The organism is Streptomyces globosus (genome assembly GCF_003325375.1).
Classification (GTDB): domain Bacteria; phylum Actinomycetota; class Actinomycetes; order Streptomycetales; family Streptomycetaceae; genus Streptomyces; species Streptomyces globosus_A.
In genome coordinates this window covers 3,961,508-3,988,368 of sequence record NZ_CP030862.1, presented here as the reverse complement: position 1 = coordinate 3,988,368, position 26,861 = coordinate 3,961,508, and the positions used below count along the sequence as shown (strand labels likewise).

The 26,861-nt window shown below is 77.3% G+C and carries 16 protein-coding genes; 4 read left to right on the top strand and 12 right to left on the bottom strand.

The window, feature by feature from the left end:
* Positions 1 to 1,775 precede the first annotated feature (1,775 nt).
* Genes C0216_RS33900 through C0216_RS17490 form a run of 4 tightly spaced genes read right to left on the bottom strand, consistent with a single transcriptional unit; the run spans position 1,776 to position 4,536 of the window.
* Positions 1,776 to 1,928 carry a hypothetical protein gene (locus C0216_RS33900; RefSeq protein WP_174250415.1) on the bottom strand — a complete coding sequence of 51 codons (153 nt, stop codon included), beginning with the start codon at positions 1,926 to 1,928 and terminating at the stop codon, positions 1,776 to 1,778.
* Complete coding sequence (locus C0216_RS17500; RefSeq protein WP_114056187.1) at positions 1,925 to 2,386, bottom strand: hypothetical protein; 462 nt, start codon at positions 2,384 to 2,386, stop codon at positions 1,925 to 1,927. Before C0216_RS17500 ends, C0216_RS33900 begins: the two co-directional genes overlap by 4 nt.
* Positions 2,386 to 2,829, bottom strand: coding sequence for a phage tail protein (locus tag C0216_RS17495; RefSeq protein ID WP_114056186.1), 444 nt, complete (start codon positions 2,827 to 2,829; stop codon positions 2,386 to 2,388). The genes C0216_RS17500 and C0216_RS17495 overlap by 1 nt, the downstream gene beginning before the upstream one ends.
* Positions 2,830 to 2,886: 57 nt before the next feature.
* A complete protein-coding gene (locus C0216_RS17490; protein WP_114056185.1) occupies positions 2,887 to 4,536 on the bottom strand; it encodes a phage tail sheath family protein in 1,650 nt (549 codons plus the stop codon).
* 325 nt (positions 4,537 to 4,861) lie between these two features.
* Between C0216_RS17490 and C0216_RS17485 the strand changes: the two genes are divergently transcribed.
* Positions 4,862 to 6,643: an AfsR/SARP family transcriptional regulator gene (locus tag C0216_RS17485; protein ID WP_162793252.1), complete on the top strand. Its 1,782-nt coding sequence runs from the start codon at positions 4,862 to 4,864 to the stop codon at positions 6,641 to 6,643.
* Between the two features lie 135 nt (positions 6,644 to 6,778).
* Positions 6,779 to 8,383, top strand: a complete 1,605-nt coding sequence (locus C0216_RS17480; RefSeq protein WP_114056183.1) for a peptidoglycan-binding domain-containing protein — start codon at positions 6,779 to 6,781, stop codon at positions 8,381 to 8,383.
* A gap of 39 nt (positions 8,384 to 8,422) precedes the next feature.
* Here C0216_RS17480 and C0216_RS17475 read toward each other — a convergent pair whose 3' ends face one another.
* From C0216_RS17475 to C0216_RS33545, 4 genes are all read right to left on the bottom strand, one after another.
* Positions 8,423 to 10,627, bottom strand: coding sequence for an AAA family ATPase (locus C0216_RS17475; RefSeq protein ID WP_114056182.1), 2,205 nt, complete (start codon positions 10,625 to 10,627; stop codon positions 8,423 to 8,425).
* Positions 10,624 to 11,259, bottom strand: a complete 636-nt coding sequence (locus C0216_RS17470; protein ID WP_114056181.1) for a DUF4255 domain-containing protein — start codon at positions 11,257 to 11,259, stop codon at positions 10,624 to 10,626. The genes C0216_RS17475 and C0216_RS17470 overlap by 4 nt, the downstream gene beginning before the upstream one ends.
* Before the next feature lie 117 nt (positions 11,260 to 11,376).
* Positions 11,377 to 12,057 (bottom strand): helix-turn-helix transcriptional regulator, encoded by a 681-nt coding sequence (locus tag C0216_RS17465; RefSeq protein ID WP_114056180.1) that lies wholly within the window; start codon positions 12,055 to 12,057, stop codon positions 11,377 to 11,379.
* A gap of 257 nt (positions 12,058 to 12,314) precedes the next feature.
* Complete coding sequence (locus C0216_RS33545) at positions 12,315 to 15,476, bottom strand: AfsR/SARP family transcriptional regulator (protein ID WP_162793251.1); 3,162 nt, start codon at positions 15,474 to 15,476, stop codon at positions 12,315 to 12,317.
* A gap of 263 nt (positions 15,477 to 15,739) precedes the next feature.
* Here C0216_RS33545 and C0216_RS17445 point away from each other — a divergent pair, with 263 nt between their 5' ends.
* Entirely contained in the window at positions 15,740 to 18,739 is a 3,000-nt protein-coding gene (locus C0216_RS17445; protein ID WP_162793250.1) for an AfsR/SARP family transcriptional regulator, read from the top strand.
* Between the two features lie 217 nt (positions 18,740 to 18,956).
* Here C0216_RS17445 and C0216_RS35365 read toward each other — a convergent pair whose 3' ends face one another.
* Both C0216_RS35365 and C0216_RS17435 read right to left on the bottom strand, forming a co-directional pair.
* Complete coding sequence (locus C0216_RS35365; protein WP_428985436.1) at positions 18,957 to 19,082, bottom strand: hypothetical protein; 126 nt, start codon at positions 19,080 to 19,082, stop codon at positions 18,957 to 18,959.
* 873 nt (positions 19,083 to 19,955) lie between these two features.
* Entirely contained in the window at positions 19,956 to 20,783 is an 828-nt protein-coding gene (locus tag C0216_RS17435) for a dienelactone hydrolase family protein (RefSeq protein ID WP_114056178.1), read from the bottom strand.
* 158 nt (positions 20,784 to 20,941) lie between these two features.
* On the opposite strand from C0216_RS17435, the gene C0216_RS17430 reads away from it, so the two are divergent.
* Positions 20,942 to 21,364, top strand: coding sequence for an STAS domain-containing protein (locus C0216_RS17430; RefSeq protein ID WP_114056177.1), 423 nt, complete (start codon positions 20,942 to 20,944; stop codon positions 21,362 to 21,364).
* Here C0216_RS17430 and C0216_RS17425 read toward each other — a convergent pair.
* Entirely contained in the window at positions 21,352 to 23,631 is a 2,280-nt protein-coding gene (locus C0216_RS17425; RefSeq protein WP_114056176.1) for a SpoIIE family protein phosphatase, read from the bottom strand. The genes C0216_RS17430 and C0216_RS17425 overlap by 13 nt on opposite strands.
* Before the next feature lie 182 nt (positions 23,632 to 23,813).
* Positions 23,814 to 26,771 (bottom strand): HAMP domain-containing protein, encoded by a 2,958-nt coding sequence (locus tag C0216_RS17420; RefSeq protein ID WP_246042595.1) that lies wholly within the window; start codon positions 26,769 to 26,771, stop codon positions 23,814 to 23,816.
* Between the last annotated feature and the right edge of the window lie 90 nt (positions 26,772 to 26,861).

Sequence of the window (26,861 nt, the reverse complement as noted above, 5' to 3'; positions counted from 1 at the left end):
CGCCGCCCGCAGGGTCCGAGCCCGTCCGCGACCGGAGGTCCCCGTCTGCCGGTTCAGGGCGCGCGGCTGCGACGGCGCGCTGCGCGGACCCGCCTGCGGAGGCGTGAGCCGGGCCGGCTGTCGCGCCGGCGGCGGCCTGAACAGATCCGGCAGCCGGACGCACGGGCACGGCGGATCCGGGCGGGACGGCCCGCTGCACCGGCGCGACCGCCGGCCCGACGGGAGCCGCAGAGCCCAGGCCGTCCCGGGCAGCGGCCCCTGCCGCGGGGGCCGGCCCCTCCTGCGCGGTCGCGGACCGCTGCACCGGCGTGACCGCCGGGCGCAGGCTCGCGGGTTCCGCGGCCGCGGAACCCGCACGCGGTGCGGCCGACGCCCCCTCGGCGGCGGACCGTTGCGGCGCTGCGTCCGGCGCAGCCTCCGGCCGGCCGGCCGCGGGCGGACCCGGAGCCGTGGTGCCGCGCCCCGCGCCGGACGGGGCCGTGCGCGGGGCGCGCGGTGCCGCCAACTCGTCCGCGGACCCCCGGAGCGGTGCAGGCGTCGTGTTGCCGGCCGCCGGCGGCCCTCCCGGCGCGGTCGTGGCCCGCTGCAACGCCGGGTCCGGCACGGGCGCCGGGGGGCGGGCACCGGGTGCGGTCGGGGCTCCGAGGCCGGAGCCGGCGGGCGGCCTGCCGAAGGCGGCCGTGCGCGGGGCGTTCGGAGCCTTCGGCCCGCTCGTGGACTGCCGCAGCGGTACGGCCGACGCGGGCGCCGGGTCGCCGGCCGCAGGCCGGGCCGGTGCTGCGGACTCGGGGCCCGGGGCGGTGGGCGTCGTCCCGGAGGGGTTCGTGCGCGCGGAGTCCTGGGCCAACCCGTGGGCCGTGGTCCGCTGGAGGGGTACGCCCGGCGCGGGCACCGGGATGCCGGAGGCGGGCGGCACCGGTGCCACGGATCCGTGCCCCGAAGCGGCAGCGCGTGTGACCGAGGGGGTGCGCCGGGGGGCCGACACCGCCGGCCCGTCCGCGGACCGCTGGAGCGGTGCAGGCACGGTCTGCCCGACCGGGGGCCGGGCCGGTGCTGCGGGTTGGACGCCCGGGGCTTCTGTGGAGCGCTGGAGCTGGGCGGCCGTCGGGGCTGCCGGTTCGCGGCTCGGGGCGGTCTGTTCTTCCGGTGCGGGGGAGTGCTGCGGGGGTGCGGCGGCTGACGCGGCCGTGTGGCGGCCGGTCGCGGCAGCGGGTGCTGCGGAAGGGGTGGGGCGTGCGCCGGACGCCGGCGCGGCTGCCGGCGCGGCGTCCGCTGCGGACGTGCCGGGGCCGGGCGCCGCCGTCGACCGCTGCACCGGCGTGCGGGTGTGCGGGGCATCAGGGTGCGGGAGAGCCGGGGGCCGGGCAGGAACTGCGGGCCCGTGCAGCCCCGCCGGGCGGAGGACAGGCGCCGGAGGGCGTGCCGGGTCGGGGGCGGATGCGGGGGCCGGGGTGAGGGCGTCGCGGACGAGGCCCGACGGGGCCGCCGGAGACACCTCGTGGCCCAGGCCGCCCGTGAACAGCAGCGGCTGCCGGGTCGCCAGGGACGAGGCGAACTCCCGCTCGGCGGTCAGCCGCGGCGCGCCCAGCACCCGCTGGACCGGCCGCACCGCGGCCCAGCCGCCCGCGGGCGCAGCCGCCGGCACCGCCGCGCCGGCCGCCGCCGGCACCGCGTCCGCCCGGCGGCCGCGCCGGAGCCGCGTGAACAGGCCCATCCTCCTCGGCTCCCTTCCCTTTCCCGTCCGTCCGTTCAGCCCGCTGCCCCGGCCCGTCCGCTCACGGCGCCGACTCCTGCACCAGATCCGCCGCCCGCCTCACGTACGCCTGCCGGTCCGGGTGCTCCAGGTCGAGGATCGAATCCAGGTCCCAGTGGAGGTGGTAGGCGAGGTACGCGGCCTCCTCCTGGAGCACGTCGGCCGCGTACGTCACGATTCCCCCAGGCGGCTCCCGGCCAGCTCGACCTCGAACGCCCCCTCGCAGTGCGGGCAGGAGACCGCGGCCCGCGTGTGGCCCTCGGCGTTGATCCGCCGGTAGAAGTCCTGGAGGAAGGCCAGGTCGGAGGCGAACATGTTCTCCACCGTCCCGTCGTGGACCACCGCCAGCGTGCCCAGCCGGGTGATCACCCTGCCGAGCAGGACCACCGACAGGTACGCCGGGTTCTCGCGGACCCGGACGTCCCGCAGCGGCAGGAGCTCATCGCGGGCCGTCGCCAGCCGCATGGCACCGGTGCGGTGCACCGTCCCCGACTCGTCGACGTAGCCGCGCGGCAGCTCGAACTCGAACTCCGTGCGCAGCGGTTCGCGTACGCCGGCGGGGCCGCCGCCCCCGGCCGGTGCCGCCGGCGGCGGGGCGCTCTGCACCGCGAGACCCGGTCCCTGGCGCCGCATTACTCGATGACCAGCTCTTCGAAGGTGATGGTGACCTGCTCGGTGAGCGCCGAGGCGGCACCCGCCTTCACCGAGCTGACCTCCACCTTCGAGCACCACGCGTTGCGCAGGTTGTACCGGCGGACCGGGTTCTCCTGGTAGTCCATCATGATGATCGTCGCGTTCTTGCGGGCCGAGCCCATGTCGCCGGAGATCGACGACTTGATCCACTCGGTGAACGCCATGGACTGCGTCGCACCGCGGGTCACCTGGCACTGGCCGGCCTTCTGCACGCCGGGGAGCTTCTTGGTGACGGGCTTGCCGTCCGCGGAGACCTGCTGGTACTCGATGACGTCCTGCTCCATGGACAGGCTGCTGACCTCCTGGAGGAACTCGACCATCACGCCGTCGATCTGGAGGCCGAAATTGTGCGAGGTGAGCGCGTCACCGGGCTGAAGGGACATGGGGGGCTGCTCCTTGTACGAATCGGGTCAGGGGTGGGGCTGCGGGGGCGGCGGCGGTCACTCCTCCAGCTCCCCGCCCCCTCCGGAGAACTGCGCCAGGCGGAACACCACGAACTCGGCCGGCTTGACCGGCGCGATGCCGATCTCGCAGACGACCCGTCCCAGGTCGACCGACTCCGGCGGGTTGGTCTCCTCGTCGCACTTCACGTAGAACGCGTCCTCGGGCCGCTGGCCGAACAGCGCTCCCGTCCGCCATTCGTTGACGAGGAACGCCGAGATGTTGCGCCGGATCCGCGCCCACAGCGCCCGGTCGTTCGGCTCGAACACCACCCACTGGGTGCCGACGAGGATCGACTCCTCCAGGTAGTTGAAGTAGCGCCGCACGTTCAGGTAGCGCCACGCCGGGTCCGAGGCCAGCGTGCGCGCCCCCCACACGCGGATGCCGCGGCCCGGGAAGGCGCGGATGCAGTTCACGCCGACCGGGTTGAGGAGGTCCTGCTCGCCGCGGGTGATCTGGAGCTCCAGGTCGACGGCGCCGCGCACGATCTCGTTGGCAGGGGCCTTGTGGACGCCGCGCTCGGCGTCGTTGCGGGCCCACACGCCGGCCATGTGCCCGGACGGCGGGACCACTTCGGCCTGGCCGGTGGACGGGTCGAAGACTTTGATCCACGGGTAGTAGAGGGCCGCGTACCGGGAGTCGTATCCGGCCGTCTCCATACGCCACTTCCGGACGTCCCGCGCGTTCAGGCCGGGCGGCGGGTCGAGCAGCGCCATCCGGTCGCCCATCAGCTCGCAGTGCGCGACCATGCCGAGCTGGACCGCCTTGACCTGTTCGAGGTCCAGCAGGCCCCGCCGGTACGCGGCCATCAGGTCGGGCGCGGCGACCATGGTGATCTCGTCGAGGGCTTCCAGGCCGCCGAAGCCGGTGCGGTCCGCCGCGTCGCCGAGGAACCGGCCCGAGTCCAGGCCCGACCCGGCGGCGGCCGGCACCTGTGCGGCGGCCGGCACGGCCGCGGGCGCGGCTGCGGGCGGCGGCGCCAGCGTCAGCGACTGCGCCTCCGGTCGCGCGGCGGCGGTCCCCGGCACGGCCTCCTCCACCGTGATGGTCCTGGACCGCTGGCGGACCTGCGCGACCACGTAGTTCCGCGCGGACTTGCGGGCGCTGACGTCGAACTCCTCGACGACCGCGTCCCCGTCCTTGACCAGCAGCCTGAACCGGTCCGCGCCGCCGGCGCCGCCCGAGGAGCCCTCGCCGCCGTCGGCGTCCTGCACCTCGACGGTGAGCGGGCCGGCGCCGGACGGCGCCGCCGCCAGGGCGGCCACCTTGAACGACCCGAGGACGGCGGCCTCGCCGGCCGCGCCCTCCTCCGGCACCGCCGCCGCACCGCCGACCGCCGCGGCCGCGACCCTGGACGGTGCGGGGACCGCGGCCGCCGGGTCGGCGCCGCCGCCGACCCGCACCACGTACGCGGCCGTGCCGCCGTTGTCGAAGAACCCGTACACGGCGTGCGCCAGGTGGCAGCCGTCCGTGAAGTCGCCGAACTCGGCCACGTACTGGGACCAGTTCGTCACCAGGGTCGGGTCGTTCAGCGGTCCGCACGGAGCGAGCCCGACGAACGCCGCGACGGACGTGCCCGCCCCCTCGATGGGCCGGGAACCGCTGGCGACTTCCTCGACGTACACGCCGGGGGAGAGGTAGTTCGGCACGGGAAGCTGCTCCTCGCTGCTGATCGGGCGGCGGGCCGGGACGGCGTACCGCCCGCGGCGCGGCCGTATCCGCTGGTCGGACCGACCATCGCCGACCGGGGCACCCGCGCGGGAGGACCGTCCGGACCGCGTCGGGGGCAGCCCCGCCTTCCCGCCCGGACACCGGCCGCGCCCGAACCCGCAGTAACGTTCCCCTTCGGGGGAACGCGGCGGTCCAGGAGAAGAGGGGCGATTCGTGGGGGCGTACGGCGGCACGGACGGCAGCAGCGGAGGCGGGGGCCGAGGCGGGGGCGTGCCGGGGCTCCGCTTCAGGATGCTCGGCCCGATGACCGCGCACGCCCCCGACGGGACCCCGCTCGGCCTCGGCCCCAACCAGCAGCGGGCCCTGCTGGCCGTGCTCCTCCTCCGCCGCGGCCGCCCCGCCCCCATGGCCGACCTCCTCGGGGCACTGTGGGGCGAGCGGCCGCCGCCGCGCGCCGTCGGCACCCTCCGCACGTACGTGTCCCGGCTCCGCACCCTCTTCGAGCCCGAACGGCCCTCCCGCGCCCCCGCCCGCCTGCTCGTGTCCGCCTCCGACGGATACGCGCTCCGCCTGCGCGACCCGTTCCTCGACATCGCCGAGTTCGAGCGCGGCATCGCGGAGGCCGCCCGGCTGCGCACCGCCGGCGCGACCGGGGACGCGTACCGCACGCTCGGCGAGGCGCTCGGGCTGTGGGCGGGCACCCCGCTCGCCGGACTGCCCGGCCCGTACGCCGAGACCCAGCGCGACCGGCTCACCGAGATGTGGCTGACCGCCCGGGAGGACCACTTCCACGGCGCGCTGGAACTCGGCCTGGACCGGGACACCGCGGCCGTCGCCGACCTGCGCGCCTTCGCCGCCGAACACCCCCTGCGGGAACGCGCCCAGGCACTCCTCATGCTCGCCCTGCACCGGGCGGGCCGCTCGCGCGAGGCGCTCGCCGTGTACGGGTCCACCTGCGACACCCTCGCCCGCGAACTCGGCACCGGGCCCGGCCCCGAGCTGACCGCCCTCCACCGCCGCCTCACCGCCCGCGCCGCACCCGCGGCCCCGCCGCCGGCGCCCGCGCCGCGGGAAGCGCCTCGCCCTGCGCCCGCCGGGACCGGCCCGGCGGGCCGGTGCCTCGCCGGCCGGTCCTCGGAACTCGCCCTGCTCGACGAGGTGCTGGCGGGCACCGGTTCCGGTGTCCCCGTCGCCGTACTCACCGGCATGCCCGGCATCGGGAAGACGGCCCTCGCAGACCGGGCGGCCGCCCTGTCCGGGCCCCGCTTCCCGGACGGGGTGCTCCGCGCCGACCTCGGCGCCGGCAGCGCCCGCGCCCTCGCCGGCCTGCTGGGCGCGCTCGGTGTGCCCGCGCAGGCCCTGCCCGACGGCATCGAGGCGCGCGCGGCGCTCTACCGCTCCCTCCTCGACGGCCGGCGCGTCCTCGTCCTCCTCGACGACGCCCGCGACACCGCCGGCCTGCTGCCCCTGCTGCCCGCCGCCCGGGGATGCGCGGCCCTCGTCACCGCGCCCGGTCGCGGCCTCGTCGTCCCCGGCGCCCGGCTCGTCGACGTCCCCGAACTCGACGACGACGCGGCGCTCCTGCTCCTCGGCGCGGCCGCGGGCGAGCAGAGGGTGCGCGCGGAGCCGGACGCCGTCCTGGACCTCGTCCGCCAGTGCGCCGGGCTGCCGCTCGCCCTCCACCTCGCAGGGACCCGGCTGCGGCATGAACCCGCCCTGACGGCGGCCGCCCTCGCCTCCCCCGACGGCGGCGGCCTCACCGCCCGGCTCCGGGCCGGCGGCCGGTCCGTCGAGGACGCCTTCCGGCGCCGCTGCGCGACGCTCGCCCCCGCGGCCCTGCACATGCTGCGCGCGACGGCCGCCGCCCCCGACGGGTTCGGGCCCGCCGCCGCGGCCGCGCTCCTGAACGGCGGCGAGCCGTCCGGCGCCGCGCCCGCAGCAGCCGCCGGAGCCGCCGTACCCGAGGCCGCCGACCTGATCGAGGCGATCGTCGACGCGGGACTGCTGCGGCCCGCGGCCAGCGGCCGCTACCGCTACCACCCCCTGGTCCGCGCCTACGCCCGCCACCGCCTCACCGCCGCCTGACCGGCCGACCGCCGGACCGCCTGACCGCCCGCACGGGGTCCGGCCGTACAGGGGTGCCGGGCGGACAGGCAGGAGTGCCCGCGGGAGGGGACGTACGGGCAGGGGACGGCGCCCCCGCGCCCCTAGCCTTCCCGCATGACGATGTGGACCACTCTCGATCCGGTTGCCGTGGCCGTCGACCCCGGCAGCAGGGCGACCGCCCGGCTCCGGGTGCGCAACACCGGCGACACGGTGGAGGAATACCGGCTCTCGATCGTGGGCGACCCGGCCGGCTGGAGCCGTATCGAGCCCGACACGCTGCGCCTCTACCCGGGCAGTGAAGGGTCCGCGGAGATCTCCTTCGCGCCGCCGCGCACCCCCGGTGCCCCGGCCGGGCCCGCGGCCTACGGGGTGCGGGTCGAGCCGCGCGAGAACCCCGCCGTGCGGGACGTCCTGGAAGGCCGGGTCACGGTCGCCCCGTTCACCGAGGTCCGTGCCGAACTGGTGCCGCCCCGCACCGCCGCCCGGTTCCGCGGCCGGGCCGCCGTCGCCGTCGACAACCTCGGCAACACCCCGCTGACCGCGTCCGTCGGCGCCCGCGACGAGTCAGGCCGGCTGTCGTTCGGCGTCCGCCCGGGCAGCGTCCAAGTGGCGCCGGGCCGTGCGGCGTTCGTCGAACTGGAGGCCACCCCCCAGGCGACCCGGTGGACGGGCGCGCCCGAGACCCACCGCATGACCGTCTCCGTACGGCGCTCCGGCGACGCGGCGGCCCTGGAGCTGAGCGGGGAGTTCGAGCAGCGGCCGGTGCTGCCCGCCTGGCTCGTCGCCGTCGGCGGGCTGCTGGCCGCGGCCGCCGTCGCGTTCGCCGTGCTGTGGCTCGGGTTCTCGCCGAAGGTCGCCTCCGCGGCCGGGGAGAAGAAGGCCGAGGCGGGGGCCCCGCTGCCCGGCGCGCTCGGCAGCCAGGGCCCCCTCCCGCCGGCCCCGCCGCCGCCCGCCGAGCCGGGAGCCCTCCCCGGCGGCGGAGCCCCGGGAGGCGGAGACCCGGCAGCCGGCCTCCCCGGGGGCGGCTCCGGCGCCGCCGCGGGCTCCGGCGGCGGGGGCGGGGGCGGAGGCGGAGGAGAAGGGGGAGCCGCCCCGCCGCCCGCGGCCGGGAACCAGGGCGGGGCGGTCGCACCCCAGGGTCCGCCCTGGCGGGCCGGATACCAGCCCGACGTCGTCGTGCACTACGCACAGCGCCGGCTCGCCGCCCTCGGCAGCGGCAACCCGTGCACCCTGAAGGGCCAGTGGCGGGAAGGCGTCATCGACGCGGCCACCGAGGCCTCGCTGATCTGCTACCAGCAGGCCGTGATGGCCGACGGCAAGACCACCCGCGCCCTCACGGCCACGGACAAGCCGCTCGGCACGCTGGGCCGCGCCACCCTCGCCTCCCTGTGGATGCAGGGCGTCACCGCGGGCCGACTGACCTCCGGATCACGCAACTTCGAAGTAACCCAGCTGGACGCCGCCCTCCGGTGGGCGGGCCAGGCCACCATCTCCGACGCCGACCTCCAGGCCGACCGGGCATTCGCCCGGCTCGGCGTCGACTACTTCACCTCCGGCGGGCGCAACGCCGCCGCGACGCCGTACGACGCGAAGATGCGGGCCAAGGTGGAGCAGTACCAGCGGCAGGTACAGCTCCCGGTCACCGGCGTCGCGGACAGCCGGACCATCAACGCCCTGCTCGGCGGCAGCGTCAACGGCACGGGCCGGCCCGGCCGCTGAACGGCGGGCCGCCCGCACGGGCGGCGGCGCGCGTGCCGCTCAGGGCCGCCAGGGGGCCGCGGTGCCGGGGATCAGGCGGCCCGCCTTGAGGTACTCGCGGCGGGCGCCCTCCCGGACGTCCCCGGCGGTCACCGGCCCCGAGCCCCGCCTGCGCGCCGCATAGCAGGCCGTGAGTGCCGCCGCCCGGATCGAACCGCCGGCCAGCTCGAACTCCGCTGCCAGGCAGTCCAGTTCCGCTGCCACGTCCGGCCCGGTCGGCGCCCCGGCCAGCGCGCTGCGCCACAGGTCGGCGCGCAGCGCCGCGTCCGGGAACGGGAAGTCCACCACCAGGTCCAGCCGCCGCGTGAACGCCTCGTCCACGTTCGCCCGGAGGTTCGTCGTCAGCACGGCGATCCCGTCGAAGCTCTCCAACCGCTGGAGCAGGTAGGCGCTTTCGAGGTTCGCATACCGGTCGTGCGATCCGCGCACCTCCGACCGCTTCCCGAACACGGCGTCCGCCTCGTCGAAGAGCAGCACCGCGTCCGTGCGGTCCGCCTCGGTGAAGATCCGCTCCAGGTTCTTCTCCGTCTCCCCGACGTACTTGTCGACCACCGAGGACAGGTCCACCACGTACAGGTCGAGGCCGAGTTCGCCCGCCACCGCCTCCGCCGCGAGCGTCTTGCCCGTGCCCGACACCCCCGCGAACAAGGCCACCACCCCGCGGCCGCGGCCGCCGCCGGTGCGCAGGCGCCAACCGGACAGCACCTCGTCGCGGTGCCGGGCGCGGGCCACCAGCTCGGCGACACGGGCCTGCTCCTCGGACGGCAGCACCAGGTCGGCGAAGCCGACCGCCGGCCGCACCCGCCGGGCCAGCCGCCCCAGCAGCGGGGCGGACAGGCGGCGCGCGGTGAGCCGGACATGGTGCTCGGCGAGCTCCGCGCCCTCCAGTGCGGCGAGGCCCCGGGCAGTACGGGCCACCTCGGCGAGCTGCACGCCGCTCAGCCGGTACGCGGCCAGCGCCCCCGCCGGCCCGGCACCGAGCAGGGCTGCGGCCTCGTCGCGCGCCCCGCCCGGCGCCCCGGCGGTGTGCGGGCGGGCGCCTTCGAGGGGGATCAGGGGGACCTCGGGAGCCCAGTCCGGGTCGTAGGGATCCGGGCCCGCGAACACGGTCGTGGTGTCGGCCGCGGCGACCGACCGCATCAGCGGCCCCGGCTCCGCCGGGACGGGCGCGACGACCACCGCCGTCCCCGGGCCGCGCAGCCGGGCCTCGCGCCGCAGCAGCGGCCCGAGCCGCGCGGCGTCGCCCGCCGGACCGCCGTCCCCGGACCCCGCGCCCGCCGGCGGCCGGTGCACCAGTACGGTGCGCCCCGCCGCCCGCAGGGCCTCGACGACCCGCTCGGCGCCGCCCTCGCCCCGCCGGTCGAGCAGATGGACGGTGACGGGCCGAACCGCCCGGGCCAGCAGGACCGCCGGATCGGCCCGGTCCGCCCGGCCCGAAGCGGCTGCACCGGTCGCACAGCCTGCACCGCCCGGCCCGGACCCGGCGTCGGCCTCCGCCTCCGCCTCCGCCTCCGCCTCGGCCGGGCCCGCCCCGCGCGCCGGTGCCGTCCCGCGGGACGGCTCCAGCAGGACCACCCCCGCCGCACACAGCTCCGCGTCGAGCCCGTCGTCGCCCAGCAGATGGGCCACGACCCGCTCCGGGACGCGGAGCGCCCGCCCCGGGAGCGGCCGCTCCCCGTCCTCCAGGAGGAGCAGTCCGCCCGCCAGGAGCGGCGCCGCCGCGTGGAAGCGGGACCGCGCCCGCGGCATGTGCGGACCCGTCCCCGCGAGCTCCAGAGCCAGCGCCACCGAGGCCCGGCGCCGCCCGACGTCGTCGTTGAGGTAGCCGTAGAGCGGCTCGAACCGGCGGTCGACGTCGGGCGCCGCCGCCGCGAGCAGGATCCGCAGGTCCAGCGCGGACAGCCCGAAGGCGCGGACGAGACCGCCCAGCCGGTCAGGCCCGTCCGGCCCGCCCGTGCCCGCACCGTCGCCGGCGTCCGGCTCCGGAGCCGTGTCCGCGCGGGCATCCCCCGGCCCGTCCGCCGCAGCCGTCGGGGCGTGCGGGCCGTCCGCGGCGGCCCGCAGGGCCGACTCCGACGACACGTACAGCCCGCGCAGCGGGTCGTGTGCCGTGGGGTCGTCCGCGGCCCGGGCCGCGACCAGCCCGGCCGCCTCCCGCCGCAGCCGCGCCAGCCGGTCCAGCAGGATCCCCGCCGCCGCGCTCACCGGGCCTGCCCCCGCGCCTGCGTACGCAGCATCCTCGGCCGGGAGCCGCCCGGCCGGCCGTCCTTGCCGCGCACCGTGACGACCGCGCCCTCCGTGACCGGCGGCCCCACCGGGTAGACGGGCGTCACCGGGAACGGGACGGCGATGACGACGTCCAGCGACGGCTTGAACTCCCCGCCCAGCGCCGACCACACGTCCGCGGCGGACCGCCCCTCGGAGGGCGGCACCCCCACCGACAGCGGGATCGACGACCGGTACGCCGCTATCGCTTCCGGCACCTCCTCGGGCGGCAGCGCCTCGTACGGCAGCAGCGCGGCCAACACGCCTGCCAGCATGCGGTGTTCGTCCTCCGGCCGCGCCGTCCACGCGGTCAGCAGGTAGGACAGCCGGAACCAGCGGGCCGGCTGCCGCCGCTGCACGACGGCGCCCCGGGCGTCGCGCTCCGCGTACGCCCCGCGCTCCCGCCGGGAGACGTCCTCGCGGATGTCGTACAGGAAGGCGCTGACGGTCGGGGCGGTGCGGCGCGCCGCCCACTCCCGGGTGGGGGCCTCCAGGGCGATGTCGCCGGCCCCCTCGGGCAGGGCGCCGCGGCGCAGCAGGCGCCGCAGCGCTTCGTCGATCTCATGGATCATGGGAAGTGGTGTCCTCGGTACAGGCGGGTCCCCGGCCGTCGGGCAGCCGGCCGGATCCGGCCATCGGGTGCGGTGCGTGCGGTGGTGCGGCAGGTGCGGTGCGGCCGGCGCGGAGCCCTAGATGTAGCCCTCGCGGAGTGCGTAGGCCACGGCGTGGGCGCGGTTGGTGAGCTGCAGGCGGGTCATCAGCCCGTGCAGGATGTTCTTGACGGTGCGTTCGGAGTACGCGAGCTTGTCCGATATCTGCCGGGTGTCGAGGCCCTCCGCGATCAGCCGCAGGACGTCCGTCTCGCGCGGTGCCATGCCGAACAGCGGCGCCGAGGCGCTGCCCGTGCAGACCGACGCCGTCTCGGAGCGGCGCAGCCGCCCCACCTGGCCGAGCACCCGGCTGATCAGGTCCGGCGGCAGGACGCCCTCGCCGTGCGCGGCCTGCCGGACCGCCTTGGCCAGGCTGCCCTCCGTGGCCTGGTGCCGCCACAGGATGGCCCGTACGCCGTACTCGACGACCGTCAGCAGCTCCGGTTCGCGCAGCTCGCGGGCGATCAGGACGACCCGCTGGTCGCCGCCGCGCAGCACGCGCCGCAGCTCCGCCGCGGCCCTGTCGTCCACCCGGTCCATCAGCATCACGGCGACGTCCGCGGCCGCCGTCCGGCCGTCGCGGTCGCGGACCGGCGGGACGATCTCCACCGCGGGCTGGCGTTGCAGGTGGCTGACGACGCCTGCCCGCCCGAGGGGGTCCTCGGCGTGGATCGTCACGGTGATGCGGTCGGTGATGCGGTCGCTCGTCGAAACCGGCATGGGTGTCCCTTCCTTCCCACGGGGGTGCTGCCGCAGACAGGCTGGAGGAGCCGGATCAACAGCACATCGACGTTCGATGGGTGACCGCGCGGTCCGTTCCGGCGCGGCCGCCGTGCACGGGCGGCCCCGCCCGGCAGGACCGGCGCCCGGCCCGCGCGTGCCCGTACGGACACCGGAGGGGTGCGGTGTGCGCGGCTCCCCGCCCGGCGGGCGACCGGGCGACGCGACTCCCCACCCGTGGAGAGGGGGTGACGGGGCTACAGGCCGGCCAGGAGTTCGCGGACCTGCGCCGCCTCGGCCGGGCGCAGCCGGTCGAAGATGCCGGCCGCGCGCTCCAGCCGCTCCCGCGCCCCCTCCCGGTCACCCAGCCCGGCGAGGGCCGTCCCGACGACCTGCAGGGCGCGGGCCTCCGCCAGGGCCCAGCCCTTCTCGCGGCTCACCTCCGCCACCCGCTCCCCGGACTCCACCGCCTCGCGGTGCCGGCCGGCGGCCAGGTGGCAGTAGCTCACCTCCCACCGGGAGAACAGCTCGATCGTGGCGTACCCGGCCTGCCCCGACAGGGCGGCGCCTTCGCGCAGGTAAGCGATCGCCTCCTCGGGGCGGCCCGACTGCCGCAGGATGCCCCCGAGGACGTACAGCGTGTACGACAGCCGGTAGGCGTCGCCGTCCGCCCGCGCCGAGGCCAGGCTCCTGCGTGCGGCCGCGTCGGCCTCGGCGAGGCGGCCCAGGCTGCTGAGGGTGTGCGCCGAACAGGCGCGGGCGTTCTCCGCGCCCCACCGGCTGCCGCACCGCTCGCCGACCGCGACGGCCTGCCCGTGCAGTTCCAGCGCGCGCTCCAGGTCGCCCCGCGCGTACCACACCAGCGCCTGGCAGGTCCGTATCTCGGTCAGCACCGCCTCGTCGCCGGAGGTCTGCGCATCGGCGGCGGCCGCGGCCAGCACCGACTCCGCCTCGTCGGTGTGGCCGAGCTGGTACAGCCCTCCGCCGAGCATGTACCCGAGCCGGCCCGCCGCGCGACGGCGGCCCTGCCCCCGTGCGGCCTTGAGGACGGCGCGGGCCGGCTCGATCAGCGCCGCCCACAGGAACGTGCCGTCCAGGACGGGGTCGAGGGCCAGGACCAGGTCGGCGACCAGGTCGACGGCGGACGGGTCTGCCCGTACCGTCTGCACCGCCACCGCCAGCACGGACTGGTGCCGGCCCGTGAACACGCGGTGCGCCTCGCCCGGCACCTGCATCCGGGTGCCCGGCGAGCGGGTCGGGTGGAGCATGCCGGGCACCGGGTGGCCGGGGCGTTCGACGGCGTACGCGTTGCGCGCCGACGCCAGGTGGTGGTCGACCAGCCGGACCAGCGCCTCCGCCCCGCCCCCGGGGCCGTCCTCCTCCGCGGAGCGGGCCCGCGCGAACGCGCGCAGGAGGTCGTGGAAGCGGTAGCGCTGCGGGGCCGGCGACTCCAGCAGCCCGAGCTCCGTCATCCGCTCCAGCAGCTCCTCGGCATGCGCCGGGTCGATGCCGGCCAGCGCGGCCGCGTCCGCGACGTCCGCGTCCTCCTGCTCGGGCAGCGCCAGCAGCCGGAACAGCCGCGCCTCGGCCGCGTCCAGCAGCTCGTAGCTGAGGCGGAAGCAGGCCTCCACCCCGTCCTCCCCGCCCGCCTCGGCGGAGAACGGTGCCCGCCGCCCCTCCAACAGGTCCCGGAACGCCGCCAGGGACCAGCCCGGCCGGGTCGCCAGCCGGGACCCGGCGATGCGCAGCGCGAGCGGCAGCCCGCCGCACAGCGCGGCCAGCGCGGCCGCCTCGGCGGGCTCCGCCTCGATCCGCTCCCGGCCGACGATCCGGCCGAGCAGGCGTACGGCGTCCCCGGCGGGCAGGACGTCCAGGCGCAGGCGGAGTGCGGCGGGCAGGCCGGCCAGGGTGCTCCGGCTGGTCACGACGACCGCGCAGGCGGACGAGCCCGGCAGCAGCGGCTCGATCTGCCGGACGTCCCGGGCATCGTCGAGGACGAGCAGCATCCGCTTGTCGGCGACCCGGGACCGGTAGAGGCCGGCACGTTCCTCCACACCCTCCGGAATCGCCGAGTCCGCGACGCCGAGGGCGCGGAGGAACGCCGCCAGGACGGCGCCGGGCTCGGCAGGGTCCTCGCGGACACCGCGGAGGTTGGCGTACAGCTGCCCGTCGCGGAAGTGCGCCCTGAGGCGGTGCGCGGCGTGCAGCGCGAGCGTGGTCTTGCCGACGCCCCCGATGCCGCCGACCGCCGAGACGACCACGGCCGGCGGGCCGCCGGCGTCCGCGGCGGGGGCGCCGGACGCCGGGGTGAGGGCCTCGACGAGACGCCGGGTGGCCGTCTCACGGCCCGTGAAATCCACTGCCACGTACGGGAGCTGCGCGGGGGCGGGGAGCGGGGGAGCGGCCGCCCGGAGGTGCCGGCCGGTGCTCGTCGCCGGGGGGTGGAGGCCGGACTGCGCCGCGGCGGGCCGTGTCTGCGGCGCCTGCGCCGGCCCGGCATGCGCGGCCGCCGCGGGGTGCTCCGTACCGGGTCCGGGGGCGACCGCCGCCGCGGTGCCCGCCGCATCGGACCGAACCGGCTCCTCCGCCGCAGGCAGGATCCCCGCAGCGGGCGCCGTCGGCCGGGCTGGGGTGCCCGCAAGGACTCCGTCCGCCGCGGGCCTCTCCCGGGCCGCCCCCGCGGCCGGGCCTTCCGCCCGTGCCGGCGCCGGCCGGGAGGGTGCTGCCACCCTGCCCGCCTCCACCCGGGCGGGCCGCCCGCCCTCCCCGGGCGGCGCCGCCCCGGCCTCGTCCGCCCTGCCCGCCCGCGCCAACGTTTCGGCCCGCAGGGTCCGCAACCGCCCGTTCAACGGGTACTCCGCGCACAGCGCGCCCAGTTCCGGGACCAGCCGGGCGTGCAGCCCCCGCGCCAGGTCCGCCTCCACCCGCTCCAGCAGCACCGACAGCCGCAGCTCCGCCAGCCGCTCCCGCTGGATCCGGGCGAACGGGCCCGGCAGCCCGGCCAGCGGCACCCCGCGCCACCGGGCGAGCGCCGCCTCCAGCAGCCGCGCCCCGGCGTCCGGATCGCCCGCAGCCACCAGCTCCCGCCCCCGGGCCGCCTCCGCCTCGAAGTCGGCCAGGTCGACCGCACCGTCCGGCACGTCCAGCGCGTAACCGCCGCCCTCCGTCACCAGGCAGGGCCCGAGCACCCGCCGCAGCCGGTACACGTACGAGCGGACCGTGCCCGCGGCGGTGCGCGGGCCCGCCTCACCCCAGATGCCGTCGATCAGCTCGTCCAGACCCGCCACGCCCGGTCTGCGCACCAGCAGGATCGCCAGCACCAGCCGCTGCTGCGGCGGGCCCAGCGGGACGTCCACCCCGCCCCGGGCGGCCTGCACCGGCCCGAGCAGCGAGAAGCGCAGCACGAACGGATCACTCACAACGGCCCCCTCCTGCGGTCCTTCGGTCACCCGGCCCCCGCCGCACCGGCCCGCGGCCCCCACCCCTCCACGGCCCCGGCCCCCACCCCGGTACGGCAGATCCTCGCAGGTCGCGGGCCCCGCCCCGGACCAGCCGGGCGCGATCCGGCCGGCGGGCGGCCGATTCGGGTGCTGTACGGGCCGTTGTAGGCTTGCCGTACCGGATGGCCGGTACATCCTGTTGGGTGCAAGGGTCGTACGCGCGGGGAGTTGGTGTGCATCCGGTGAACGAAGCGCTGCCCGCCGCCTCCGCCGCCGCGGATCCCGCCGTGTCCTTCTCGCTGCTCGGACCGGTCCGGGCGCACCACGGCGCGCTCGCCCTCCCGCTCGGCCCGCCGCAGCAGCGCGCCGTGCTCGCCATGCTGCTGTGCCGGCACAACACGGTCGTCGGCACCGCGGAGTTGGTCGACGGGCTGTGGGGCGAGGCGCCGCCGCACACCGCCGTCGGCACCGTCCGCTCGTACGTGTACCGGCTGCGCCGGATCCTCGGCGACCGGATCGCCACCCACGGGCAGGGCTACCGCCTGCGCCTCGGCCACGGAGAGTTGGACCTGTGCCGCTTCGAGGACCTCGTCGCCGAGGCCCGCGGCGCGGCCGCCGGCGGGGACCCGGCCGCCGCCCGCGACGGGCTCGCCGAGGGCCTGGGCATGTGGCACGGGACCCCGCTGGCCGGGCTGCCGGGGCCGCAGGCCCGCATCCAGCGCGAGCGCCTCGCCGAACTGCGCCTGTCGGTGCTCGTCGAGCGGATCGAGCTGGACGTGCTGCTCGGCCGGCACGCGAGCCTGGCCGGCGAACTCACCGGGCTGTGCGCGGAACACCCCCGCAACGACCGGCTCCGCGCCCTGCTCGACACCGTCCGGGAACGCAGCGGCCGCGGCGGCGGGGCCCGTACGGCCCCCTCCGGGACCGGCGGCGACCCGACGGCCGGGCTGCCGCCGGGGCCGGCCCCCCGGACCGCCGCCCCGCCCCCCGGCGCGTCCGACTCCGGCGGCACCCGGACCGCGTCCCCGCCCCCCGCCCAACTACCGTACGTTCCCGCCGACTTCACCGGGCGGACCGGCGTCGAGCAGGCCATCGTCGACGCACTCGCCCCCGGCCCCGCCGCCGCTGCGGCCCTCCGCAGCGTGGCGATCTCCGCCGTCGGCGGGATCGGCGGCGTCGGCAAGACGACCCTCGCCGTGCACGCCGCACAGCGCCTGCGCGACCACTTCCCCGACGGCCAGCTGTACGCCAACCTGCGCGGCGTACGCGAGGACCCGGCCGAACCCGGAGCCGTCCTGGCCTCCTTCCTGCGCGCCCTCGGCGTCGCCGACGCCGCCGTCCCCGACGACGCCGAGGAGCGGGCCGGGCTCTACCGCAGCAGGCTCGCCGGGCGGCGGGTGCTGGTCGTCCTCGACGACGCCCGAGACACCGCACAGGTCGAACCGCTCCTGCCCGGCTCGCCGACCTGCGCCGTCCTCGTCACCAGCCGCCACACCCTGCCCGGCCTCCCGGCCTCCCTGCGCATCCGCCTCGACGTGCTGCCGGACGCAGAGGCCCTGGCCATGCTCGGCCGGATCGCCGGCGAGGCCCGCGTCGCCGCCGAACCCGACGCCGCCCTCGCGCTCGTCGGGCGCTGCGGCGCCCTGCCGCTCGCCCTCCGCCTGGCCGGCTCCCGGCTCGCGACCCGCCCCGCCTGGGCGCTCGCCGACTACGTGCGCCTCCTCGACGGCGCCCGCCCCGCGCTCCTCGGCAGGGCCGGCGGGCAGGGCGACGCGGACGGCGTCGAGGCCTGCTTCCGCCTCAGCTACGACCTCCTCGACCCGGCACAGGCCCGCCTCTTCCGGATCCTGTCGCTGCCCCGCGCGGCCACCCTCGACACCGCCGGAGCGGCCGCCCTCGCCGGGACGGACGAGGCCGAGGCGGAAGAGCACCTCGAACGGATCGCGGCGCTCGGTCTGCTGGAATCCCCTGCCCCCGGCGTCCACCGCCTCCACGACCTGCTGCGGGAGTTCGCCGCCGCCCGCTCCCGCGAGGACGACACCCCCGCCGACCGCGCGGCCGCCCTGCTGCGGCTCCTCGTACACGTCCGCGAACGGGCCCGCGCCGCCTATGCCGCCGAACGCCCCGGCCACCCCCTCGCCGCCCCCGCCGGGCCGCCCGCGGCGGCTCCCGCCCCGGCGGGCCTCCCCTTCGACCACGCCTCCGTCCTCGCCGTGGCCGTCCAGGCCGTCGAAGCCGTCCCGGAGGCCGTCGGACCCGCCGCCGACACGGTCCTCGCCCTCGACCCGCTCCTCGACGGGTCCTTCCTGTGGGGCGTGCTCGTCTCACCGGCCCGCGGCATCCTCGGCACCGCGCAAGCCCGCGGCGACGTACGGGCAGCGGGCCGCATCGGCCACATGCTGGGGGCCGCGCTGATGCGGCTGGGCCGCCTCGACGAGGCCGACCGCGCCCTGCGGGACGCCGACTGTGCCGCCCGGGCCTGCGGCGACGACATCGTCCGCACCGAGATCCTGACCACCCGGGCCCTCGTCCGGCAGGCCCTGGCCGACTGGGAGGCCGCCGAGGCGCTCTACCGGGAGGCCGTCGCCACCGGCACACGGTGCGGCAACGGATGGGGCGTCGGCCACGCCCGCTCCAACAGCGTCGGCGCGCTCCTGCGGTCCGGCCGCGCCGCCGACGCGGACGCCGCTGCCCGGGCGGCCCGCGACGCGGCCCGCGCCCGCGGCGACCGGTACGCCGAGGCGCACGCCCTGTACAGCCAGGGCATCGTCGCCCGGCACGCCGGCCGCACCGAGGAAGCCGTGGCCCGGCACCGGGAGAGCGCCGAACTGGGCCTGCGCCACGGCTATCCGGTCTACGCCGCGATGAACCTGGTGTCGCAGACCGCCGCCCTCCTCGCCGGGGACCGCGCACCGGACGCGGCGGAGTGCGGCGAGCGGGCCGTGGAAGCCGCCCGGCGGGTCGGCTGGCGGGCGGCCGAGGCGCGCGCCCTCCGCCTGCTCGGCACCGCCCTGGCCGCCGCCGGCGACCGGGAGGCGGCCGCCGCCCGCCTGGACGAGGCCGTACGCCTCCTCGACGCCCTCGCACTCCCCGAGGCCGCCGACGCAAGGGCCGTCCTGGCCGCCCTCACCGCCCCCGAACCCGCAGGCGCGACCGGCCCCGCCCAGGCACCGGCGGCAGTACCCGCGCCCGTGCCGCCGGCCCCGCCGCCGTTCCCGCAGTCCGGGGCCCGGAACCCTTGACCCCGGGCCGCCGACCAGGCCCCCCCCGCGCCCCGTCGGCGGTCTTCTGCCCGCCGGCCGAGCCCCGCCGCCGCGGGGCGTACGAGCGGCCCCGCCTCCGCCCGTACGCCCCGCGGCGGGAGTTTCCCCCGCCCTCTACGGATACGCCCGCCGGGCCGCGGCCCGCCAGGTGCGCGGGGGCAGACCCCGCTGCCCGCGGCGCCCCACCGCCCTGTCCTCACTCCACGACGAGATCCGCACGGCGGCGCCCACGGGCGACGAGCCGGGCGTGCGCCTCGTCCGAGCGCTCCACCCACTCCCGCGCCCGGTCCGGGGCCCTGCCGTGCCGGACGTGACGGGCCACCAGCCGCCGCACCCGCAACCCGCCCTCCGGGGCGAGGAACCACACCTCGTCAAGAGCGGCCGGACCGGGGAGTGCTGTGCACCGACGGCCGGTTCACCCCCGTGCCGCACCCGGAACCCGTCACCGACGACGACGGCTGGACCACCGGCTTCGGCGGCGGCCACGGCCTGGCCCCGTTCGTGACGGCCGGCGGGGCGGTGGTCCGCGTCGACCGCGAGGGCCGCGACGTGTGCCGTACCGAGGCGGCCGCCGACGGCGGCACGGCCACCCTCCGCGACGCCTCCGGCGCAGCCGTCTGGAGCGGCAGCGCGGCCGTCGGCACGTTCGAGCCTCCGCGGGCCCGGCTTTCCGGGAGCGTCCGCCACTGCACCGACCGAGACGGCGCCTGGGACGGCGACACCGCCGAGGCGGCCCGGCAGCTGCCGGCGGCGCCCGCCCGCCCCTTCCACCCCCCGCTCGCTGATCTTCGGCGGCGACGACCCGTACGACCTGTCCGACCTCGACGCGCACGACCTGGAACGCGTCCGGGGCGGCGCCCTCGCCGTGCTCGCCTCCCGGTGGCTCGCCGCGGAGTGGCTCGCGGAGTACCCCTTCCTCCTCGACCGCACCCAGGACTGCTTCGACGAGATCGCCCGCACCCTGGACAGCGCCTGCGCGCCGCCTTCGGCGACCCCCTCCCCGGCGCGCGGAGCAGCCTGCGCAGCGGCGGCGGCGAGTGGTCCGCCACCGGGGAGGTCGACGGCCGGCACCTGGTCCTGCAGCTGTACGCCCAGATCGGCGACGGGGACACCGAGTTCCAGGTGTGGGCGGCGGCCGTCGACACCTGGCCGGCCCAGACCGCCCGACCGGATCCGCCGGGCGCCGGCGCCGGGGTCAGCCGCTGCCCGGGTCCCGTGGCGGCGCCAGGCGCCGCCGCAGGAACTCCACGGTCCGCTCCCGGGCGGCCAGCGCGGGATGCCCCTCCGCCTCCCGGACCTCCCGCGTCAGCACCGAGTGCGCCTTCCGGCCGAAGCCCGCCGCGTTGCCCGGCCCGGAGTCCAGCTCGATGTACTCGAACGCGTCGCCGAGCCGGGCCCGGAGCGTCGCGAAACGGTCGCCGGGGACCAGCCCGTCCCCGGTGAACCGCGCCCCGAGGACGCACAGCCCGTCCTCCCGCATGCGCCGGCCCACCGCCCGCAGCTCCTCCTCCGACAGCCCCGCATCGGCCCGGCGCGCGGCGCCCAGCGGCAGCGGCAGCGACGGATGCCCGGCGACCGCGGCGAGCACCGAGCCGTCCACGGCCGCCGCGAGCGCGAAACCGCCCGTGAAGCACAGGCCGACCACGCCCACGCCGGGTCCCGGCGTCCGTGCGGCGAGGTCCCGTGCCAGGGCGCGTATCCAGTCGGCGAGGGGCCGCCGGGCGTTCAGGGCGAGGGCCCGGAACTCGCGGGAGACGCAGGCGCGACCGACGACCGCCGCCGCCCGGGCCGCGGACGGTGCGGCGCCGGGCGTCCCGAACAGGGACGGCACCACCACGGTGAAGCCGCTGTCGGCGAGGTGCCGGGCCAGCCCGAGGACCTCCGGGGTGATGCCGGGCAGCTCCGGCATCAGCACGACGCCGGGCCCCTCGCCCCGCTCGTACACGTCACGGGCCGTTCCGTTCCGGGAGAACCGGTCCCGGCGCCAGCCGTCGAGGCTGGAAACGGGCGCTTTTCCGCTCAAGATGACCTCACAGGGGAAGGCGTGCGATGCGGTGCTCCCGCAGTATCCCCGCCCCTTGCACCCCCGGCGCCGACCGGGGCCGCGCCCGGTGCATGCTGCGGCCCGCCGGGGGTAGGCGGACGGCGAAGCTCGGGCCCGCACTTCCCCGGGAGGTTTCGATGGTCACGCCGCCGGCCGGAAGTCGGGAAGGTGCACGCGGCGACGGCGGCGCCCTCGCCGTCGAAGTCCGGCCGGACACCGGGACGGTCGTCCTCCTGCTGGCCGGCGAACTCGACCACGACACCGCCGAGCCACTGCGCGACGCCCTGCAGGCCGCGCTGAACGCCCCGACCGCGGCGGGCGGCGCCCCGCACCTGCTGGTCGACCTGTCCCGGCTGCGGTTCTGCGACTCGACCGGCCTGAACATCCTGCTCCGCGCCCGCCTCGTCGCGCGCGCCGCGGGCGGGACCATGGAACTCGCAGGGCCCACGCAGCAGGTCGCCCGCATGTTCCACCTCACCGGCGCCGACGGCGTCTTCCGCGTCCACCCCGACCTCGACACGGGCCTGAGCGCCGGCCGGACGGCGGGTCAGGACACCTGAACGACCACCAGGCTCGTGTCGTCCTCCGTGTCCCCTTCGGCCGCCTCCATGAGCTGGTCCGCCTGGTCCTCCACCAGGCCCGGACGCAGCCGCTCCGCGGCCACCTGGAGGGAGGCCAGGCTCTCGTCCAGCCCCGTGTGCCGCCGCTCGATGAAGCCGTCGGTGTACAGCAGCAGCGTGTCCCCGGCCTCCAGCTGCGTCGCCCGCCCCTCGTACGCGGCCCCCGGCAGCGCCCCGAGCAGCACGTTCTGCGACCCGTCGAGGAACCGGGCGCGGCCGCTCCGCAGCAGCAGCGGCGGCGGATGCCCGGCCCCGGCCCAGGCCAGGGTGCGGTCCGCCGGGTCGAACAGGGCGCACACCGCGGTCGCCGTGGGCTGGCCCGGCGTACCGAGCGCGACATCGTTGAGCCAGCCCATCAGCTGCTCGGGAGGGGCGCCCGTGAACGCCAGTCCGTGCAGCGCGCCCCGCAGGGCGATCATCGCGGTGGCGGCGCCGATCCCGTGCCCCGCGATGTCCCCGACCGTCACCAGCACGCGGCCTCCGGGCAGGGGGTGCACGTCGTACCAGTCGCCTCCGACCCGGTCCTCCACGGCGGCCGGCCGGTAGCGGGCCGCGACCCGCAGCCCGGGCGGCGTCTCCAGCGACGGTGCCTCCGGGACGATCGCCTGCTGGAGCCGCAGCACCAGCTGGTCGCGGAGGACGGCCTCGGCCTGGGCGGCCGACAGCTGCTCGAAGGTGGCGGTGAGCGCCAGCTCCGTGTGGTGCTGCACCGAGACGTCCTGGTACACGCCGGCGATGCCGACGAGTGACGAGCCCGCCAGGACCGGCTCGGCGGCGATCCGCACGTGCCGCACCCCGCCGTCGGGCCGGTAGACCCGCACCAGGCACTGGCCGCCGGTGTGCCCGTCAGTGATCGAGGCCAGCAGGCCGTCCAGGACGACGGTGTCCTCGGGATGCAGCCGCTTGCCCAGGGAGCGCAGCGGAAGCGGCGGGCCGGCGGGGTCGAGGCCGAACACCGTGTACGCATCCGGGCCCCAGGCCGACCCGCCGGACGCGTCGTCCTCGAACGCGGCCAGCCGGTCGAGCCGGTTCAGCGCCAGGGCGAGCGGCGCACCGCGCGGGCTTCCCGGGTGCCACAGCACCGCGGCGCGCCCGCCCCCGAGCGGGAGCACCCGCACCTCGGCCATCTCCGGCCGGGGGGACTCCGCCTCCGGCGCGGCGTCCGGCCGGAGACCGGGCAGAGCGGGCGCGTACTGCGGAGCGCCCGTCGCGTTCGCCCGGGCGATCAGCCCCACCAGCTCGTCGTGGACGGACGGGTACAGCTGCGCGGCCGGCCGGCCGGCGGCGGACGGGAAGGACCCCAACTCCCGCAGCGCGGCCGGGTTGAGGTAGTCCACGGTGTGCGCGGGCAGGCCGCCGGCCGCCGGCGGCACCTCCCCGGCCGACGGGCAGACCACGACCCCCGGATGGTCCAGCTGCGCCAGCAGGGCGGCAAGCTGCGGCGGCACCCCCTGCCCGGTGTCCGCCGTCTCCAGGCGGTGCGCGGCCGGCGCGCACAGTGCCGTGACGCTGTCCCGTACGGCCGGGTCCAGGGGCGCCCGGCCGGACCACACGGCGAGCGCCACGCCGACCGTGCGGCCGTCCAGCACCAGCGGCAGCAGCGCCCGCGCCGCGTCGGGCCGCCCGCCGGGCAGCCGCTCGTCGGGCCCGGGGCCCGAGGGCAGCCATTCGGCCTCCCCGCCGATGAGGACCCGGTGCAGCGGGCCGCCCGCCTCGGGCGGGATCCAGTGCCAGTGGGCGGCCTCCTGCGGGTCGGCGCCGGCCTCCCCGGCCAGTTCCAGGCAGTCCGTCGGAGTGCGCCGCCACAGGTACACCGCCTCGACGCCAAGCCGGTGCAGGCCGTTCTCCAACAGGGCGGCCGCCGCCGCGGTGGCGGTGTCCGAGGACGCGGTGGCGGCGATGCCGCGCCGGATGCGGCGGGCCTCGGCGGTGGTGCGTTCCTCCGGTTCGGCGGGCCCGTCGGAGACGTGCGTCCCGGCGGCCGCGTTCACGATGTCGGCGGCCAGGTCGACCGCGGACAGGCCCGTCGACGCGGCCAGGCGCAGGAGGTGCTCGGTCGCCTCGACGGGGGAGAGGGTCAGCTGCCCGGCGAGCACCCCGGAGGCCAGGTCGATCAGCCGGCGCCGCCCGCGCTCTGCGTGCAGGGCGGACACCTCGGCCGTCAGTTCGGCGACGGCCGAGGCCAGACCGCTGCGCTGCACGCTCATTGCGGATCAGGGGCCTTCCCTGCGGGTGGCGGTGGCGCGGTCTCCCGCCGCGCGGCGGAGCGGCCTGCGCCCTCGCCGTCGGCGGCACCGCGGTCGCTGCCATGTGCGGGCATCGTGGTGTCGTCTCCGTGTCTGTGCGTCTGCCCGGGGGTCCCTCCGGCAACCGCGCCCGGGAACGGCGGTCAGGTTCGGGCGGCCCCCAGCCATCTCCGGATCGTGGCGAGGAGCTGGTCGGGGTCCACCGGTTTCGTCAGGTAGTGCGAGGCGCCGGCGGCCATGGCCTCGGACTGGTCGTCGGGCATGGCCTTCGCGGTCACCACGACGACGGGGAGCGACCTGCGGCCCGGCATCGCGCGGATCGCCCGGGTGGCTGCGTAGCCGTCCATGCCCGCCATCATCAGATCCATGATCACCAGGTCGACCTCCGGGTGCGCGGCGAGCAGCCTGATCCCCGCCGCGCCGTTGTCGGCCGTCAGGACCTCGTGGCCTGCGGTCCTGAGGATCTCCGTCAGGGCGTAGACGTTCCGACTGTCGTCGTCGACGACGAGGACGGTCCCGGTGCCGGGCGCGTCCGCCGCCGCCGGCAGGGCCGTTCCGGGCGCCCCGGCCGTCTCGGCCGACGGCCCGCCGGCCGCCGCGGTGCCGGCGGAGCCGCCCGCGTCCCCGGCCGCAGGCCGGGCCGGCTGCTCCGCCCGGTCGGCCGTCTCCGGCAGGTACAGGGTGAAGGTGCTGCCCACGCCGACGCTGCTCTGCAGCGTGATCGTGCCGCCGAGCAGCCGGGCCACCTCCCGGCTGATGGACAGCCCGAGCCCCGTACCCCCGTATGCCCGCGCCGTGCCCCGGTCGCCCTGCTGGAACGCTCCGAAGACGGACTCCACCCGGTCGGCGGGGATCCCGATCCCCGTGTCGGCCACACGGAAGGCCAGCACCGGCCCGGTACCGCGCAGCGGCAGCGGGACCTCCGACTCCGCGGCCTGCTCGACCCGCAGCGACACCTCGCCGTGCTCGGTGAACTTCAGCGCGTTCCCCAGGAGATTGCGCAGCACCTGCCGCAGCCGGCCCTCGTCGGTGACCAGCCCCGCCCCGGCCCGCGGCGCGGCACTGACGGTGAAGTCCAGCTTCCGCTCGTCCGCGACGGGCCGGAACGTCGCCTCCGCGTAGTCCAGCACACGCTGGAGCGACACCGGCTCGCGGTGGACGTCCATGCGGCCCGCCTCGACCTTCGACAGGTCCAGGATGTCGTTGATGAGCTGGAGCAGGTCGGAGCCGGCGGAGTGGATGACCGTCGCGTAGTCCACCTGCTTCTCCGTCAGGTTCCCGTCGGCGTTCTGCGCCAGGAGCTGCGCCAGGATCAGCAGGCTGTTCAGCGGGGTGCGCAGCTCGTGGCTCATGTTCGCCAGGAACTCCGACTTGTACAGCGAGGCGCGCGCCAACTGCTGTGCTCGCTCCTCCAGTTCCTGCCGGGCCTGCTCGATCTGGAGGTTCTTGCGCTCGATGTCCCGGTTGCGGTCGGCCAGCAGCGCCGCCTTCTCCTTCAACTCGGCGTTGCTGTCCTGGAGTTCCCGCTGCCGTGCCTGGATCTCCTGCTGGCGGGCGCTGAGTTCCGACGTCAGCTGCTGCGAGCGCTCCAGCAGCTCGTCGGTGCGGGCGTTGGCGATCTGCGCGGCGACGTTCGCCCCGAGCAGCTCGGTGAACTGCTCCAGGAAGTCCCGGTGCAGGGGCGCGAACGCGTGCACCGAGGCCAGTTCGAGCGCGCCCAGTACCTGCCCCTCGACCACGATCGGCAGCACGATCAGCACCGAGGCGTCGGCCGACCCCGTACCGCTGGAGATCCGCGCGTACCCGGGCGGCAGGTCCTCCACGAGAAGCATGCGGCCGTCGGCGGCGGCCTGCCCGACCAGCGACTGCCCCATCCGGACGCGGCGCACCCCCGGCTGAGGCCCGTCGGGGAGCCCGTACGAGGCGATCGCCGCCAGCTCCGTCCCGTCGGGCCTCTCCTCCGCGAGGAAGAAGCCGCCGTACTGGGCCTTCACCAGCCGGGGAACCTCGCGCATGACCAGCTCGGCGACCTCGGCCGGGCTGCGGCGGCCCTGGATCCCGCTGGAGATACGGGCCAGGTTCGTCTTCAGCCAGTCCTTCTCCTCGTTGGCGCGGGTCGTCGCGCGCAGCGACTCGACCATCGCGTTGATGTTGTCGCGCAGCGCGCCGACCTCGCCCGGCGCGTCCACGGCGACGGTCCGGGTGAGATCGCCGCGCGCCACCGCGCCGGTGACCTCGGCGATGGCGCGGACCTGGCGGGTCAGGTTCCCCGCCAGCTCGTTGACGTTCTCCGTCAGCCGCTTCCACGTGCCGGAGACGTCCGCCACCTCGGCCTGCCCACCGAGCCGGCCCTCGCTGCCGACCTCGCGGGCGACGCGGGTCACCTCCGCGGCGAACGAACCCAGCTGGTCCACCATGGTGTTGATCGTGGTCTTGAGCTCCAGGATCTCGCCGCGCGCGTCCACGTCGATCTTGCGGGTGAGGTCGCCCTGGGCGACGGCCGTCGTGACCTGCGCGATGTTGCGGACCTGGTTCGTCAGGTTGTTCGCCATCGAGTTGACGTTGTCCGTGAGGTCCTTCCACGTGCCCGACACGCCGTGCACGGTGGCCTGCCCGCCCAGGTTGCCCTCGGTGCCGACCTCGCGGGCCACGCGCGTGACCTCCTCGGCGAACGAGGACAGGCGCTCGACCATCGTGTTGATGGTCTCCTTCAGCTCCAGGATCTCCCCGCGGGCGTCGACGCGGATCTTCTGCGTGAGGTCGCCGCGGGCGACCGCCGTCGCCACCTGGGAGATGTTGCGGACCTGCGACGTCAGGTTGTCGGCCATGCTGTTCACACCGGCCGTCAGCTGCCGCCACACGCCGCCGACCGGCGGCACCCGTGCCTGCCCGCCGAGCAGCCCCTGCCCGCCGACCTCCTCGGCCACCCGGGTGACCTCGGTCGTGACGAGGGACAGCTGCGCCACCATCCCGTTGTAGACGGCGGCGATCTTGCCCGGCAGCCCGCCCGCGTCCTCGGGCAGACGGGTGTCGAGGTTGCCGTCGCGTACGGCGGTCAGCCCCGCGAGCAGCTGTTCGAGTGTTCGGTCCGTCTCGTCCATGAGGCTTCCCTTGGCCGTCTCCTCGACTACTCCACTGTGGCACGGAGCACGCCTCCCGGCTCCCCGCCCCCGGCCGGGCCGTTGGTGTGC